The sequence below is a fragment of the Arthrobacter sp. Ms25 genome, from assembly GCF_059090365.1.
Genome location: NZ_JBNHFP010000002.1, coordinates 314399 through 328788, shown reverse-complemented (window position 1 = coordinate 328788; position 14390 = coordinate 314399). Strand labels below are relative to the sequence as shown.

The 14390-nt window shown below is 66.1% G+C and carries 13 protein-coding genes; 6 read left to right on the top strand and 7 right to left on the bottom strand.

Features of this window, described 5'->3' with window-relative positions; translation table 11 throughout:
• The first annotated feature begins 6 nt into the window (after nucleotides 1–6).
• Together AC5RT8_RS06055 and AC5RT8_RS06050 are read left to right on the top strand one after the other, a co-directional pair.
• The gene (locus AC5RT8_RS06055; RefSeq protein WP_494094812.1) at nucleotides 7–1461 is read left to right on the top strand and encodes a DUF5129 domain-containing protein; all 1455 of its coding nucleotides are present in this window, start codon (nucleotides 7–9) and stop codon (nucleotides 1459–1461) included.
• A gap of 68 nt (nucleotides 1462–1529) precedes the next feature.
• Nucleotides 1530–2390: a methylenetetrahydrofolate reductase gene (locus AC5RT8_RS06050; RefSeq protein WP_494094811.1), complete on the top strand. Its 861-nt coding sequence runs from the start codon at nucleotides 1530–1532 to the stop codon at nucleotides 2388–2390.
• 3 nt (nucleotides 2391–2393) lie between these two features.
• On the opposite strand, the gene AC5RT8_RS06045 is transcribed toward AC5RT8_RS06050, so the two are convergent.
• Entirely contained in the window at nucleotides 2394–3371 is a 978-nt protein-coding gene (locus tag AC5RT8_RS06045) for an ABC transporter substrate-binding protein (RefSeq protein ID WP_494094810.1), read from the bottom strand.
• Between the two features lie 300 nt (nucleotides 3372–3671).
• On the opposite strand from AC5RT8_RS06045, the gene ligM (AC5RT8_RS06040) reads away from it, so the two are divergent.
• Both ligM (AC5RT8_RS06040) and AC5RT8_RS06035 read left to right on the top strand, forming a co-directional pair.
• Entirely contained in the window at nucleotides 3672–5078 is a 1407-nt protein-coding gene (gene ligM / locus AC5RT8_RS06040; RefSeq protein WP_494094809.1) for a vanillate/3-O-methylgallate O-demethylase, read from the top strand.
• A 198-nt stretch (nucleotides 5079–5276) separates the two neighbouring features.
• Nucleotides 5277–6386: an alpha/beta hydrolase gene (locus AC5RT8_RS06035; protein ID WP_494094808.1), complete on the top strand. Its 1110-nt coding sequence runs from the start codon at nucleotides 5277–5279 to the stop codon at nucleotides 6384–6386.
• A 13-nt stretch (nucleotides 6387–6399) separates the two neighbouring features.
• Here the strand turns inward: AC5RT8_RS06035 and AC5RT8_RS06030 are convergent, their stop codons facing one another.
• From AC5RT8_RS06030 to AC5RT8_RS06020, 3 genes are read right to left on the bottom strand one after another with little or no spacing between them, the layout of a single operon-like run.
• Nucleotides 6400–7017 carry a LutC/YkgG family protein gene (locus AC5RT8_RS06030; protein ID WP_494094807.1) on the bottom strand — a complete coding sequence of 206 codons (618 nt, stop codon included), beginning with the start codon at nucleotides 7015–7017 and terminating at the stop codon, nucleotides 6400–6402.
• Nucleotides 7014–8513, bottom strand: a complete 1500-nt coding sequence (locus tag AC5RT8_RS06025) for a LutB/LldF family L-lactate oxidation iron-sulfur protein (RefSeq protein ID WP_494094806.1) — start codon at nucleotides 8511–8513, stop codon at nucleotides 7014–7016. The genes AC5RT8_RS06030 and AC5RT8_RS06025 overlap by 4 nt, the downstream gene beginning before the upstream one ends.
• Nucleotides 8510–9334: a (Fe-S)-binding protein gene (locus tag AC5RT8_RS06020; RefSeq protein ID WP_494094805.1), complete on the bottom strand. Its 825-nt coding sequence runs from the start codon at nucleotides 9332–9334 to the stop codon at nucleotides 8510–8512. The genes AC5RT8_RS06025 and AC5RT8_RS06020 overlap by 4 nt, the downstream gene beginning before the upstream one ends.
• Nucleotides 9335–9474: 140 nt before the next feature.
• Here AC5RT8_RS06020 and AC5RT8_RS06015 point away from each other — a divergent pair, with 140 nt between their 5' ends.
• Complete coding sequence (locus tag AC5RT8_RS06015) at nucleotides 9475–9837, top strand: hypothetical protein (protein ID WP_494094804.1); 363 nt, start codon at nucleotides 9475–9477, stop codon at nucleotides 9835–9837.
• A 34-nt stretch (nucleotides 9838–9871) separates the two neighbouring features.
• Here the strand turns inward: AC5RT8_RS06015 and AC5RT8_RS06010 are convergent, their stop codons facing one another.
• The 3 genes from AC5RT8_RS06010 to AC5RT8_RS06000 all read right to left on the bottom strand — a co-directional run bounded on the left by AC5RT8_RS06010 (nucleotide 9872) and on the right by AC5RT8_RS06000 (nucleotide 13279).
• The gene (locus AC5RT8_RS06010; RefSeq protein WP_494094803.1) at nucleotides 9872–10276 is read right to left on the bottom strand and encodes a VOC family protein; all 405 of its coding nucleotides are present in this window, start codon (nucleotides 10274–10276) and stop codon (nucleotides 9872–9874) included.
• A gap of 87 nt (nucleotides 10277–10363) precedes the next feature.
• Entirely contained in the window at nucleotides 10364–11770 is a 1407-nt protein-coding gene (ligM, locus tag AC5RT8_RS06005) for a vanillate/3-O-methylgallate O-demethylase (RefSeq protein WP_494094802.1), read from the bottom strand.
• 21 nt (nucleotides 11771–11791) lie between these two features.
• Nucleotides 11792–13279: an aldehyde dehydrogenase family protein gene (locus tag AC5RT8_RS06000; RefSeq protein ID WP_494094801.1), complete on the bottom strand. Its 1488-nt coding sequence runs from the start codon at nucleotides 13277–13279 to the stop codon at nucleotides 11792–11794.
• Nucleotides 13280–13473: 194 nt separating this feature from the next.
• Here AC5RT8_RS06000 and AC5RT8_RS05995 point away from each other — a divergent pair, with 194 nt between their 5' ends.
• Nucleotides 13474–14364: an aldo/keto reductase gene (locus tag AC5RT8_RS05995; protein WP_494094800.1), complete on the top strand. Its 891-nt coding sequence runs from the start codon at nucleotides 13474–13476 to the stop codon at nucleotides 14362–14364.
• Nucleotides 14365–14390: the final 26 nt, after the last annotated feature.

Here is a 14390-nt window from a genome sequence, read left to right as displayed (position 1 = left end):
GAAACCGTGCACCGCGTATCGACAGCCCTGCTGTTCCTGTTCTCCGTCTTCGGCGTTGTCCTTATCGGCGCGCCGTCCGCCGCGGCGGTGACGCCGAAAGATGTGGTTGTCGAGGACACCGCGGGGGTGCTGGATGCCACCACACTGATTCCGGCGCTCGAAGAGATCGAGTTCCGTGATCCGACCACCGTGGCGGTCTACACCTACAACGGCACCAGCGAGGCGAACCTGAACGAGGATCTCCTGCGCTTCGCGCGGGCCGAGCGCCCGGAATGGCTCAGCGACGACGGACAGAAATGGGCGGACGGCCTGTTCATCTTCGCGCTTGATCCCGTGGGCCGGCACATCGGCACCTACTTCGGCGAAGACCGGAAGATTTCCCTGGACCAGCAGGAAGACATCCGCGAAGACGTCACGGACCTTTTCCGCGAAGCCCAGTGGACCGACGGCACCATCGCGGCCACCGAAGAAGCGGCCGACCTGATTAACCAGCCCTGGTACGCCTCGGACGGCTTCATCGGAGCCTCGGTAGTAGGCGGTGTTGCGGTACTGGCAGGTGCGGGGGTCGGCGTCGGCATCCGGCGCCGCCGCGGGAGAAAAAACAGCGAGCTGCTTAAGGACGCCGATGCCGCCTATTCCAGCGTTACCCGAGACCTTGAGGCCACCGAGGTGAACGCCCGGACCATTCCCTCCGAGTCTGCCTACGGCGCCAAGGTCCTGGAGCAGTACCGCACCTTCACATCCCGGTACAACGCGGCGACCAAGCAGAACAACGCTGCCCACGACCTTCCGGCCAAGGATCTGCGCAAGCGCAGCAGCACCTCCGTCATTGAAGGCTACGCGGACACGGCAACGGAGCTGGACGGCCTGGATGACGTTATCGCGGACACCAATGCCCTGCTCAACAAGGCGCACGGGTGGGAGCGTGCCTGGGACCGGCAGGTGGCACCGTTCGAAGCCGACCTGGACAAGCTCGACGACCTGCTGGACTCCGACGAAGGGCACAAGGAATCCTCGACTGCGGCGGCGCTCGTAGCGTTCCGGGCGCGCGTGCGGCAGGACCTTCACAGCTGGGCGGCGGAGCTTTCGCAGGGAAGCATCAGCCCCGAGACGGCCCTGGACCTGCTGCGGGATGCCCGCAGCGAGCTTTCGGATTTGTTGAAGAACCACTCGGAAACGGTCATCGCCGGCTACGCCCGGAATGAGAAGGAACGCGGGCTGATGCGCGATGCGCTGGTGAAAAACGGCACCAGCCGGCCCGGCACCCGGGAGGGCTACCGTCCCGGCATCCTGGATACCGTTTTCCCCTACTACGCGTGGTACTCCGTGGGGACGTTCAACACCGGTCTCGCGTCCGGGACCTCCGCAGTCAGTTCGGTGCGGACCGATTCGAGCAGCACCACCGGCTACGGGAGCAGCGGCGGCAGCTTCTCCGGTTCGGGCAGTTCGGGCTCCTTCTAGGCTGCGGGCTGTTCCGGTGCCGGAGCGAACCGTGGACACCGGTTTCGCCGGTCGCTAGGGTATCGCGCATGACCGCAGACCCCGCCCAAACGCCCTCCGCCGCCACCCGCCTCCTCACCGGCTTCTCGCTCGAGATGACCGGGAAGGACATTGGTGCACTTCAGGAAGCGCAGCATTCCATCCCCTCCGGCACGCGGATCAACGTCACGTTCCTGGGCAACGAGGACCTGCCGATGCGCGTTGCCGCTGCTGCGGCCGTCCGCGCCGGCGGGTGGATTCCCGTCCCGCATGTTTCCGCGCGGCGGCTGGAATCCCGGGAAGACCTCGGCAAATTCCTGACGGCGCTCCGGGAAGCGGACGCCGCGCATGAACTCTTCGTGGTCGGCGGAGATCCGGTGTCCCCGCTGGGCCCCTTTCCGGATGCGCTGTCCGTGATCCGCAGCGGGCTGCTGCCCGGGCACGGGGTCCGGTCAGTCAGCATCAGCGGCTATCCCGAAGGACATCCGGATATCGATGGCGGCACCCTCTGGACCGCCCTGGAAGACAAGATCCGCGCGCTGGACCAGGACGGACTGGAGGCCTCGATCACCACGCAGTTCGGCTTCGACGTGGCGCCGGTCCTGACCTGGCTGGAGGAACTCCGCAGCCGCGGCGTGAACGCCCCCGTCCGGATCGGTGTCCCCGGCCCGGCGGGCGTAAAGCGGCTCCTCGGTTACGCCCGCCGGTTCGGCGTTGCCTCCTCGGCGGGAATCGCGCACAAGTACGGCTTTTCCCTGACCAATCTGCTCGGCACGGCCGGACCGGACCGGTTCATCCAGGACCTGGCCCAGGCACTTTCGCCCGCAGTCCACGGCGATGTCCGGCTGCATTTCTACACCTTCGGCGGGATCAAGACCACGGCGGACTGGGTGCACGCCTATCGGAACTAGACCCTACTGCGACTGGGGCAGAAGGGTTTCGAGATCGGGTTCTTCCTCGATCAGGCCGCGGTCACGTGAGATGCGCGCAACCTCCGCCAGCGAATCCTCGTTGATTTCGCCGTAGTACCTGGGCAGGGTCAGCTCCTCGATGACATCGGGCTCCAGGGAAGTATAGGTCGGGAGGACTGCGCGTACCTCGTCAGGATTCTGGTCGGCGTATTCCAGCGATGCCGTCATCGCGCGGACAAACTTCTCCGTAGTTTCGGGGTTTTCCTGGGCATACTGGTCCGAGGTGAAATACACGGCCACGGTGAGGTCCTTGATGGGCTCCGCGTAGTTGGAGAACACCGGAACCGCTCCCTGTGCTTCGGTGATGGTCACGAAGGGTTCCACCGCGGCAATGGCGTCCACGTTGCCGCCGTCGAGCTGCGCGGGCATGTCCGGAAACTGCATCTCCACGAACTCGATGCTCTCGTAGTCGCCGCCGGCCTGCTTCACGGCTTCGGAGATGGTGGAATCCGAGATGTTGTTCAGCGTATTTACGCCCACCCGCTTGCCCGCCAGATCCGCGATCTCCTCGATGCCGCTGCCGGGAAGCGTCATCACCGAGGCGAAGTCCGCATCAACGTCGCCGGTGGTGCTGGCCCCCGGAGCCACCATCCGGATGGGCAGGCCCTTGGACTTGCCCACGATCATGGAGGTCACGTTCGAGAAGCCGAACGCCATCTGCCCGGAGGTTACGGCCGGGACAATCGCCGCGCCGCCCTGCGCCAGGGTCAGGGTCAGCTCCAGGCCCTCGTCCTCGAAGAAGCCCTGCTCCACCCCCAGGTAGATGGGGGCCACATCCACAATGGGGATGACGCCCACTTCTATGGGCACCAGATCTCCGCTGGCTTCCGTTTCGGTCTCGCCCGACGGCGAACCGCCACCGCATCCCGCAATGCCTACTAACGCCGCCGCCAGCACAGCGGCAACACCGATTCCCCTCATTGTGCCCTCCAGTTTCCGTGAGCCGGGGGCAAGCCAGGTCCCGGCCGCCCTGTCGGTAGCTGCACCCTAACCGCGTTGGGCCTGCTCGGCCAGCGAGATATCCGGCCCCTTCTGCAAGGTCCGGGTCCGGGGGCTTCGCCGAGGGCCTCTCGACAGCACTCGGAGTTGGCCCTAGGGTCAGGACAATTCGTGCTGCCATTCGGGGGCCGGCCAAGGACGGATGTGAAGAGTCCGCCGGCCGGCCGAGGCGTGGCTACGGAGAAGAAACGTCCGAATATTCCAGGGAAGAAGAGGTTCAACGTGGCACCTAAGAATCTGCAGGAAGTCCTCGATGCGAGCACGAATGTGGTGGACCGGCTCCGCAACTCCCAGATTGGCGCATACATCTATCCCGTCGTAGCACCGGAGTTCAGCAACTGGCGCAGTGAACAGCGGGCCTGGCGTGAGACTGCGGTCCTCTTTGACCAGTCCCACCATATGGACAACCTGTTCATCAAAGGCCCTGATGCCCTGAAACTGATCTCCGACACCGCGGTCAACAGTGTTGCGAACTTCCCGGTCAACAAGGCGAAACAGTACGTTCCCACCGGCCCCTCGGGCCACGTCATCGGAGACGGCATCCTTTTCCACGAGGATGAGGATGAGTACATCTACGTGGGACGGGCACCGGCGGCCAACTGGCTGCTCTTCAACGCCGAAACCGGCGGCTACGACCTCGAGGTCGAGGTCGACCGGCGCTCCCCCTCCCGGCCGATGGGACGGCCGGTGTCCCGCCGGTACTGGCGGTTCCAGATCCAGGGTCCCAATGCCTGGCAGATCATCGAGAAACTGAACGGTTCCTCTGTGGAGCAGCTGAAGTTTTTCAACATGGACCATATGAACATTGCCGGCGAACGGGTCCGGACGCTTCGCCACGGCATGGCCGGAGCCCCGGGGCTGGAAATCTGGGGGAACTACGGGTCCTATGAAAAGGTCCGGGACACGATCATGGAGGTCGGCGCGGAGTACGGGATGGCCGCCGTCGGCGCCCGCGCGTACCCGTCCAACACCCTGGAGTCCGGCTGGATTCCCTCACCGCTGCCCGCCATCTACACCGGCGAAGAGCTGCGGCCCTACCGGGAGTGGCTGGGCGCGGACAGCTACGAAGCCTCCAACGCCATTGCCGGCAGCTTCGTCAGCCCGAACATCGAGGACTACTACCTCACCCCGTGGGAACTCGGCTACGGGTCCTTCGTAAAGTTCGACCACGACTTCATCGGCCGGGAGGCCCTGGAACAGATGGACCCGCAGGCACAGCGCCGCAAGGTGACGCTGGATTGGAACGCCGAAGACCTGGGGAAGATCCTGGCCTCGCCGCTGGGCACCGACGAGCCGTACAAGCACTTCGACCTTCCCCTGGCAAACTACGGCTCCTCCAACTATGACTCGGTCATCGATGCGGACGGGAACGTCGTCGGCGTCTCCATGTTCACCGGCTACTCGGCAAACGAACGCCGCGGGCTCTCACTGGCAACGGTCGACCCGTCGGTACCCCTGGGCGCCGAACTTCGGGTGGTGTGGGGCGAGCCGGACGGCGGAACCGCCAAGACAACGGTGGAGCCGCACCGGCAGCTCGACGTGCGTGCCACCGTGAGCCCGGTGCCGTTCTCCGAAACGGTCCGCAAGGAGTACAAGGGCGGCTGGCGGACGGGGAACAGCCAGGGCTGACCTTGGGGAGTTGTGCCGGGCGCTTCCGTGGCCGAAAACGCCCGCGGCAGCGGCCCGGCACACTCCGCAGCATCGTTGGCGGACGCTGTACCGTCCACCACCACCGGGCATGACCTTCCTCGCAGCCGCCGGCCCCGAGCCCCCGAACGGCGCGGAACCGGCGGAAGGGGCCCGTTGCGGGGGATTTAGCTTAGGGGCATGAAGCTCTCCTCGCTCACGGCGGCGGGGCTCCTGGCCGGGGTGGCCGCCGCTGCCGGAATCAGCGCCGCTGCCGCACTCCAGCGGGATCCCCGCCCGGCCGCGCTGCTCATCCGCGGAGTCTTTGCCGGTGCAGGCCGGGTTCCGGTGAAGAAGGTCCTTCCCCATATCCCCCGTTTTACGGTGACCGGACACCGGGACCTGCATTATCTGGGATCCGCCGGAAAACCTTCCCTTGACCTGTTCCTTCCCGACGATCCGGACCGGCAACCGCTCCCGGTGGTGATGTGGATCCACGGCGGGGCATGGATCTCGGGCTCCAAGGACGATGTGGCTCCGTATCTCAAGGTCCTCGCCGGGTTCGGCTACGCCGTCCTTGGGGTCGGTTATTCCGTCTCGCCCAAAGTCATCTATCCGACGGCCGTGACGGAGCTGAACGCAGCACTGGGCTTCATCCGCGAACACGCCGACCGCTACGGGCTGGACCCGAACCGGATTGTGCTGGCCGGCGATTCGGCCGGTGCGCAGCTGGCCGCACAGCTCGCGCTGGTGATCACCAATCCGGACTATGCCCGGGACACCGGGGTCCTTCCCGCGGCCGGCCCCGGCCAGCTGCGCGGGATGGTGCTCCACTGCGGTGTCTTCGATCTGCAATCGGTGGCCCGCATGGCCGGTCCGGTGGGCTGGGGGCTGAGGAAGGCATTGTGGGCCTACACCGGGTCCCGGCGCTGGGCAGGCACCCCGGCGGCCGATCACATGTGCATTCCGAGGCACGTGGACCACCGCTTTCCGCCCACCTACATTTCCGGCGGCAACGGCGACAACCTGACCCGCGCGCAGTCGATGTCCCTGGCAGACCGGCTCCAGGACGTGGGGGTTCCCGTCCGGCGGAAATTCTGGCCGGACGGCTACAAGCCGAAGCTGGGACATGAATACCAGTTCCAGCTGCACCGCCCCGAGGCAATGGAAACACTGCACTCGACGGTTGCTTTCCTGGCGGAGGTCACCGGCGTCTCCGCCCTGCCCGGGCCGTCGCCGAAGAAGGTGATTTCCCGGGGTGAAGACCTGCGCGAAGACCTGACCCGCACCGCGGGCCTGCTCGCCGCCTAGCTTTCGAACAGGGTCAGCTCCGAATGATCACCACGTCCAGCTTCCGCGGTCCGTGCACGCCCTCCACTCGCTCCAGTTCAATGTCGCTGGTGGCACTTGGACCACTGATCCAGGTCAACGGGTGGGTGACGTCCAGCCGCCGCACCGCTTCGGGAAGCACCCCGGCAATGTCCGATGCGCGGACCAGGCACACATGGTGATCCGGAATCAGTGAACACGCCCGCCGGCCCTGCCCCGGGCTGCCGTCCAGGATGATCGTTCCGGTTTCCGCCACAGCCGCTGCGCTGCCGGTGACAACGGCATCGATGCCGTCGAGCTGCTCTACGCTCAACGGGTCCTCCGGCGAATCCACCACCCTCCCGGGGGCCAGCGCGGTCCAGCGCTCGTCCAGCCCCGCAGGAACCACGTAGCTGCGCCCGCCCAGCAGTTCGGCTACCCGCGCGGGGACCGATGCTTCATCCACCACGCTGACGCCTGCCTTGTAATCCAGCAGCCGGTCGCTGAGCAGTTCAATGAGCTCGTCTTCATTCAGGTCCGACGTGTGCCGGTACTTCCGCGGAACCTCCGGAACAGCCGGGGCATCATGCAGGGCCTGCCGCAGCCGGTTCAGGATTTCCGTACGGGCGCTCATGCCTTCTCTTTCGCCGCAGTGCCATCATGTTCCCGAGCCCACCAATCCCGGAAGGACTGCGCAGGCGGAGCCGGCAGGTCGCGGCTCCTCGTCCACCCGGCGGCAATGCCGGGAAGCTTTTTGATTTTCCGGTCCGGACCCGCGGCCAGCTTTCCCAAGGGAAGCGCTTTCTCCACCAGGGCCATCCGCCGGCCCGCGCCCATCATCCATGACGCTGCCTTCATGGCCGCGTCCATCTGCCCCGGCACCTTTTTCTGCCCCCGCCGGCTCTCAACGTCCTCCGAACGCAGGTGCACCAGGATCTCCGGGATGTTGATCTTCACCGGGCAGGCGTCGTAGCAGGCTCCGCACAGGGAGGACGCATAGGGCAGCGAGGCGTTTTCCTCCGAGGTAATTCCGGTCAGCAGCGGCGAGAGGATTGCGCCGATAGGTCCGGGATAGGTGGAACCGTAGGCGTGCCCGCCGGTCCGTTCGTACACCGGGCAGACATTCATGCAGGCACTGCAGCGGATGCAGTGCAGGGCCGAGCGCCCCATCTCGTCCGCGAGCGCCGCGCTGCGTCCGTTGTCCAGCAGCACCAGGTGCACGTTCTGCGGTCCGTCGCCCGGGGTTACTCCGGTCCACAGCGACGTGTAGGGATTCATCCGTTCCCCGGTGGAGGAACGCGGGAGCAGCTGCATGAACACTTCCAGGTCCGTCCACGAGGGCAGCAGCTTCTCCACCCCCATGACCGTGATCAGGGTTTCCGGCAAGGTCAGGCACATCCGCCCGTTGCCTTCGGATTCGACGACGGCGAGCGTCCCGGTATCGGCCAGCGCAAAGTTCGCACCGGAAATGGCGACCTTCGCGGAGAGGAACTTCCGGCGCAGGTGCAGCCGGGCCGCTTCGGCCAGCCGTGCCGGGGTGTCCGTGAGGCCCGGATCGACGTCGGGCATCTCGCGCAGGAAGATGTCCCGGATCTGGCTGCGGTTCTTATGGATGGCAGGTACGAGAATATGGCTGGGCTTGTCATGGTCCAGCTGCACTATCAGTTCCGCCAGGTCCGTTTCGAACGCGGAGATGCCCTGCTCTTCAAGGTATTCGTTGAGCCCGATTTCCTGGGTGGCCATGGACTTCACCTTGACCACCTCGTCCGCCCCGGCGTCACGGATGAGGTCCCGGACTATCCGGTTGGCTTCCGCGGCGTCCCGTGCCCAGTGGATCACGCCCCCGCGGGCGGTGAAGTTCGCCTCGAACTGCTCAAGCAGTTCCGGCAGCTGTGCCATCACTGCGGCTTTGGTGGCGCTGCCGGCTTCGCGCAGGTCCTCCCAGTCCGGCAGCTCGGCCACCACCCGCAGCCGCTTGTCCCGGATGGTGTGCGTGGCGTGGCCGAGGTTGGCGCGCAGCTGGGTGTTGTCCAGTTCCCGCCGCGCGGCCTGGGGAAAGGGTTCAGCGGTGTGCAGGTTGCCGCTGCCGAACACCGGAACCCCCGGCATGCCCAGAAAAGTGTTGCTCATTGTCCGGCCTTTCGCATGACGTTGGCGGCATCCGGAGCTCCGCCGCGGATGGAGTCCGGCGGCGGCGCCGGGTGCTCGCGGGTACTGGCCAGGATCTCGGCGAAGTGCAGGGTGGAGATGCTGCTGCCTTCCCGCGACAGGCCCCCGCCGATGTGCATCAGGCAGGACGCGTCGCCGCCGCTGCACAGCTGGGCGCCGGTGGCAGTGATGTTCGCATTCTTATCCGCGAGCATGGCCGAGGAGACCTCCGCGTTCTTGAGGGAGAAGGTCCCGCCGAAGCCGCAGCACTGGTCCGCCTCCGGCAGCTGTTCCAGTTCCAGGCCTTCCACCGTGCGGAGCAGGTTGGCCTGCCGGTCCCCCAGCCGCAGCAGCCGCATGCCGTGGCAGCTGGGGTGGTAGGTAATCCGGTACGGGTACCAGGAGCCGAGCTGCTCCGCGGCGTCCGTGACGCCCAGGACATCGGTCAGCAGGGCGGAGAGTTCGTAGGTCCGGGCGCCGACGGCGGTGGCCCGGGCTTCCAGATCCGGGTCGCCAATGGAGCGGGCCAGCATGGCGTGCTGGTGCTTCACCGAGGCGACACAGGAACCCGAAGGCGCCACGGCGACGTCGTACTCCTGGGCTTCAAACGCTTCCACGTGGTTGCGGACCACCGGCACTGCCTCGGGGAAGTACCCGGAGTTCAGATGCATCTGCCCGCAGCAGGCCTGGCCGGCAGGGAAAACGACGTCGTGGCCCAGCCGTTCGAGGATGGACACCGTGGCGCGGGCGGTGGAGGGATACATCGCGTCCACAATGCAGGTGGCGAACAAAGCAATCTTCATGGCAGCCTCTCAGCGGAAGCGCAACGCTGCGTTTCCTCGGGTGGAACCATCTTTCAATATAAACGCGCCGATTGATATGGCTGATGCGGGGAAAGTGTGCAGGTCCCGGCTCCGGCGGATCCCTCCGCTATTCTCTGGGCATGACGAATACGGGGAATTCGAAAACCATCAGTCTCGACGTTACGTCCAAGCGGGCACGCGGCCGCGGAGAACTCCTGGTCTCCGCTCCCGTGCATGCCCTGCCGCCGGCCGTCGAGCGTGCTGCGCTCAAACTGCCCCACATGTCACTGACCGGCTTATGGCAGGAGCGGGCGGAGTTCGCGGTCGGCATGACCTGGAAGTCCTATGGCCTCGCCATGGTGCTCGCTTTTGAACCGGTCGACGCCGAGACCACGCGCGTGCTTGCCACGAGCACTCCGGCTGTCCCCACCACGTTGACGGACTGGGGACAGGGCAAGGCCCAGCTGACCGAGCTCCTGAACGCCGTCGCCGCGGAACTGTAGGCGCCGGCAGGCCTGACACCGCAGGGAAGCGGGACTACCCGTTCCCGGCGCCCGTTTCCGAGGGAAGCGTCGGTGCAATCTCGGGGAGCTGCTGCAGGGACCACTCGTTGCCGTCGGGGTCGCTGAAGTACACGAACGTTCCCCAATCCAGCGGGGTGATCTCGCTGGTGGCCACGCCGTGGTCCACCAAATGCTGACGGGCATCGGCCGCGCTGGGCACCACCACCTGGATGCGCTGCGTTCCGGGAACCATGTCGGTGGTCCCCGGGCCGATGACCACCGAGCAGGCCGATCCGGGCGGTGTCAGCTGCACAAAGCGCAGGTTTTCATTCACGCGTTCGTCGAAGTCTGCGTTGAATCCCACCTGGTCCACGTAAAACGCCTTGGAAGCATCCACATTGGAGACGGGCACGGGCACAAGTTCAATTTTCCAGTCCATGGCCACCACGCTAGGACCGCCGACGACGGCCCGGAACAGTGCCGCGGACAGCTTCAGTCCTCGTTCCGCGGATGAATCCTGAACCGGTCAGACAGCCGCCGACCGCCAGCCGCCGTCCGTGTAGGTCCTGCGGACCACTTCGGAATAAGGCACGGGGCTGACGTCCACGCCGACGGTGTATTGCCGGTGCGGTTCCACCGACGATTTCCGGGTCCCGCCGTCGGGCTCGCCCCAGACCACCGACAGCCGCGACCCGATCTCGACCTCCGGGTCCACCACTGCCAGCGACAGGGGGCGCTTCTCGTTCCAGCTGTAGCCGGTGAACATGGAAAGCCCCACGGTCCGGCCCTCCCCGTCCAGGACCACGTCGAAATTCGAGGCACCGTAGTTGGCATTGGGCAGGTCGAAGAACTTATAGGGCAGGTCATCCTTGGAGTACATCGAAGCGTGGATGGCGGCTACGTCGCCGCCGTCCCAGGCCAGCGTGACTTTCCGGCGCCGGGACTGCGGATCCATCGCTGCCAGCGCATCCCGGCCGATGAAGTCATGGTCGAACCGGATGAAGGATCCGTAACCCAGTTCCCAGGGGGTGCTGTAGTACCCCTCCACCGAATCGGGCACATAGGACCCGGCCACGGCGGAATTAGCTTCGAAGCTGTCGGCCCCCAGCCACCGGCGGTAGCCTGCCAGCTCATCCCCGCTGTAGATTCCGGGCAGCGGCGACGGGATCCACCCGGATTCCAGGGTGTTGCAGGAGTAGGCCCGGGCACCGGCGGGTTCAAGCCCGAACTCCGCGCCGGCGGCGAGGATGGCCTCGCGGATCCGGTCGTAGTCCTCGTACGGACCCCAGAGTTCCAGGCCGGGCGCTCCCGCCATGCCGTGGCGCAGGGTCCGGACCCTGGTTCCACCCACGGACATCCAGGCCATGTGGAAGAACTTCAGCTGCTCCAGCGGACCGCCGTTCACTTTTTCAATGACGTCCCAGGCACGCGGGCCCTGGATCTGCAGCCGCCAGTAGTCCCGGACCACGGCTTTGCCCATGGGCCGTGACGGCGAGCGCCGGTCGGTCTTGAGCTCGACGTCGTATCCCCCGTGCTCGGCGTTGTAGAGCAGCCAGTTCACGGCGGGTGAGCGGCCCACAAAGACGAACTCAGTCTCCCCTTCCCGAAAGAGGATGCCGTCGCCGATGACGTGCCCGTAGGGGGTGACGGGAACATACTGTTTGGCCCGGTTGACGGGAAAGTCCGCCATCGAGTTGATGGCGGTGTCGGACATCAGCTGCAGGGCTCCGGGCCCGGAAACGGTCAGGTTGTCCATGTGGTGGGACTGGTCGAACAGCACTGCCGATTCGCGCCAGGCCTGGACCTCGCTGCGCCAGTTGGTGAACTCCGCAGCGACCACCGGGTAAACGTAGGCTCCCACCTGGAGGTTGCGCAGGTAGTCCACGGCGTTTCCGGACGCATCCAAAGCATCCTGCAGGGACTTCGGGGTCATCTTTGCTTCCTCTCTTCGGCGTCAGTGCGCGGCGGCGGCTGCAGCCTCGTCAAGGTGGGCAATGGAGCGGGTGTCCTGGAAGGCCCGCACGCCCTGGATTCCCTGTTCCCGGCCCATACCGGACTGCTTCATGCCGCCGAAGGGGGCCCGAAGATCCAGCCGGGTCGCTCCGTGGTCATTGACCCAGACGTAGCCGCAGGCCAGCCGGGAGCCCACTGCGTTGGCCCTGGCCGGATCCTCGGTCCAGACCGAGCCGCAGAGCCCTGCCCAGGTGTCGTTGGCCCAGGTGACGGCGTCCTCCTCGTCATCGAAGGGGATGACGGGGATCACGGGCCCGAACTGCTCCTCGGTGACCACGCGCAGCTCGGGCGACGGATCAAGGACCAGCGCGGGGCGTAGGAAATTGCCGCCCCGCAGGTCCGCATCCTCGGGAAGGGTGCCGAAGCGGCGGACCTCCGCGCCGGCTGCCTCCGCCTCCTGGATCAGGTCTTCCACGAAGGCTTTCTGCGCCGGTGAGTGCAGCGGCCCCATGGTGGTTCCCTCGTCCAGGCCGTAGCCGATGACGGTGTTGTCCAGCCGGGCGGACAGCCCCTGCACCAGTTCGTCCATGCGGGACCGGTGGACGTAGATCCGTTTGGCGTTCATGCAGATCTGGCCCGTGGTGTCGAAGACCGCGGCATGGAGCCGGTCCAGCCGGGTGTCATCCAGCAGTGCATCGTCCAGGATGACCGCCGCGTCGTTTCCTCCCAGTTCCAGGGTCACCCGGGTCAGTGACCCGGAGGCCATTTCCATGATGCGCTTGCCGCCGTTGACGCTGCCGGTAAAGCAGACCTTGGCAACATCATCGTTCCGGATCAGGCCGGACATGTCGCTGTCCCGTCCCGTGACGACGTTCAGCACACCCGGCGGCAGTTTCTCGGCAACGCGCTGCACAATCCGGGTGGTTGCCAGCGGGGCGGTGGGCGGCGGTTTGACGATGGCGGTGTTCCCGGCCAGCAGGGCGTGGGGCAGGGACGCGCCGAGGATTGCCACCGGCCAGTTGAACGGCACAATCACGGTCACCACGCCCAGCGGCTGGTAGGAGACGGTGGTGGTGACGGGGATGCCGGGCGCCGGTTCGAGGATCCCGTCTTGGTCCACCTGGCCGGCCAGGGACAGGGCAAGCTGCCAGCGGAGCTCGAAGACGAGGGTATCCACCCAGCTCTCCATGACGATCTTGCCGTTCTCCCGGGACAGGACGGCCGCATCCTCGTCCCGCAGGTCGGCTATGCCCGCTATTGCCTCGGCCATCCGGGCCGCCCGTTCCTGTGCCGACAGTGCCGACCAGCCGGGAAAGGCCGCCTTTGCAGCGCCGACGGCGTCCGCCACGTCTTCCGGAGACGCCGCCGCCGCGTAGCCCGCGACGGTCCCGGGCCGGGCCGGATCAGCAACAGCCAGGGTTTCCTGCGTGGTCCGGGCTTCACCGTTGATGTACAGCCCGGTAACCACCTGGGCGGAAGTCTTTGTCATCGCCAACACCTCTCTGTGTTTGCTGGGTTGCTGCTGTATCTCCGGAAATGGCAGCTTCCGGCCGCAGTGGGTACGCCGCAGTGGGTACAAGGTAGCCCACCCCGGGACCCCGGACAACAGGATCCGGAAGACGGCAGCCGCCTAAGTAAGGCTGCTGAGGAATAAACCCGGCATCGGCCCGTGTTGACGCCAATATGACTGATACGACGGAAACTTCACCCGCCCTGTCCCCCACCATCGACCTCAAGGACCTCGGCACCGTACACCGCCTGGGCTTCGGCGCCATGCGGATTGTGGGACCCGGTGTCTGGGGTGAACCCGAGAGCCGCGGCACCGCCGTCGACGTGGTGCGCCGCGCCGTCGAGCTGGGCGTCGACTTCATCGACACGGCCGACTCCTACGGACCGAACATCAGCGAAGAGATCATCGCCGAGGCGCTGTACCCGTACCCCGACGGCGTGCGGATTGCCACCAAGGTCGGCTTTGTCCGCACCGGGCCGGATGTCTGGGTGCCGGTCGGCCGCCCCGAGTACCTTCGCCAGCAGACCGAACTTGCGCTGCGCAAGCTGAAGGTCGATTCCCTGGACCTGCTCCAGCTGCACCGCATCGACCCCAAGGTGGACCGGGACGAGCAGTTCGCCGTCCTGCGCGACCTCCAGCAGGAAGGCAAGGTCAAGGCGCTCGGCCTGTCCCAGGTATCCGTCGATGACCTGGAGGCTGCCGGCAAGTTCTTCACCGTGTCCACCGTGCAGAACCGCTACAACCTCACCGACCGCTCCTCCGAGGACGTCCTGAAGTACTCCGAGGACAACGGCATCGGCTTCATTCCGTGGGCACCCATCTCCGCAGGCGAGCTCGCCAAGGAAGGCGGTCCCGTAGACGAGGCAGCCAAGCGGCTGAACGCCAGCACCTCCCAGGTTGCCCTGGCCTGGCTGCTGCGCCGCTCCCCCGTCATGATGCCGATCCCCGGCACCGGCTCCATTGCGCACCTCGAGGACAACCTCGGCGCCGCCAATGTGCAGCTCGACGACGCCACCTTCGCTGAGCTGGACGCCGCCGGCGCCGCCGCAGCACCGGCCAAGTAACAAAAACTTTCCGCATTTCCCGCCAA

Coding starts and splice junctions, on each gene's coding strand:
- AC5RT8_RS06025 (WP_494094806.1), bottom strand. CDS start 8,513: ATGAGCAACACTTTTCTGGGCATGCCGGGGGTTCCGGTGTTCGGCAGC.
- AC5RT8_RS06030 (WP_494094807.1), bottom strand. CDS start 7,017: ATGAGCGCCCGTACGGAAATCCTGAACCGGCTGCGGCAGGCCCTGCAT.
- AC5RT8_RS06050 (WP_494094811.1), top strand. CDS start 1,530: ATGACCGCAGACCCCGCCCAAACGCCCTCCGCCGCCACCCGCCTCCTC.
- AC5RT8_RS06020 (WP_494094805.1), bottom strand. CDS start 9,334: ATGAAGATTGCTTTGTTCGCCACCTGCATTGTGGACGCGATGTATCCC.
- AC5RT8_RS06015 (WP_494094804.1), top strand. CDS start 9,475: ATGACGAATACGGGGAATTCGAAAACCATCAGTCTCGACGTTACGTCC.
- AC5RT8_RS06045 (WP_494094810.1), bottom strand. CDS start 3,371: ATGAGGGGAATCGGTGTTGCCGCTGTGCTGGCGGCGGCGTTAGTAGGC.
- AC5RT8_RS05995 (WP_494094800.1), top strand. CDS start 13,474: ATGACTGATACGACGGAAACTTCACCCGCCCTGTCCCCCACCATCGAC.
- ligM (WP_494094802.1), bottom strand. CDS start 11,770: ATGACCCCGAAGTCCCTGCAGGATGCTTTGGATGCGTCCGGAAACGCC.
- AC5RT8_RS06010 (WP_494094803.1), bottom strand. CDS start 10,276: ATGGACTGGAAAATTGAACTTGTGCCCGTGCCCGTCTCCAATGTGGAT.
- AC5RT8_RS06000 (WP_494094801.1), bottom strand. CDS start 13,279: ATGACAAAGACTTCCGCCCAGGTGGTTACCGGGCTGTACATCAACGGT.
- AC5RT8_RS06035 (WP_494094808.1), top strand. CDS start 5,277: ATGAAGCTCTCCTCGCTCACGGCGGCGGGGCTCCTGGCCGGGGTGGCC.